Origin of the sequence: Streptomyces sp. NRRL WC-3549 (assembly GCF_000721935.1) — a bacterium.
GTDB lineage: Bacteria > Actinomycetota > Actinomycetes > Streptomycetales > Streptomycetaceae > Streptomyces.
Genome location: NZ_KL585398.1, coordinates 70,830 through 71,116 on the forward strand (window position 1 = coordinate 70,830; position 287 = coordinate 71,116).

Sequence of the window (287 nt, forward strand, 5' to 3'; positions counted from 1 at the left end):
CCCCGCCGATGCGCGTCGGCCTCGTCGGGGCGGGCCCCTGGGCCCGCATGACGCACGCCCCCGCCCTCACCGCGCACCCCGGTGCCGTACTCGGCGGTGTCTGGGGCCGGCGGCCCGAAGCGGCCCGGGAGCTCGCCACCGCCCACGGCACCGAGGCGTACACGGACGAGGCGGGCCTCGACGCCCTCCTCGCCACGAGCGACGCGGTGGCCTTCGCCGTGCCGCCGGACGTCCAGGCGCCGCTGGCCGCGCGCGCCGCCGCGGCGCTGTCTCTTATACACATCTCT

The 287-nt window shown here is 78.7% G+C and carries 1 protein-coding gene; it reads left to right on the forward strand.

The window, feature by feature from the left end:
- Window positions 1-8 precede the first annotated feature (8 nt).
- The coding region (locus IH13_RS0114620; RefSeq protein WP_031084526.1) for a Gfo/Idh/MocA family oxidoreductase at window positions 9-287 on the forward strand (279 nt) is incomplete at its 3' end.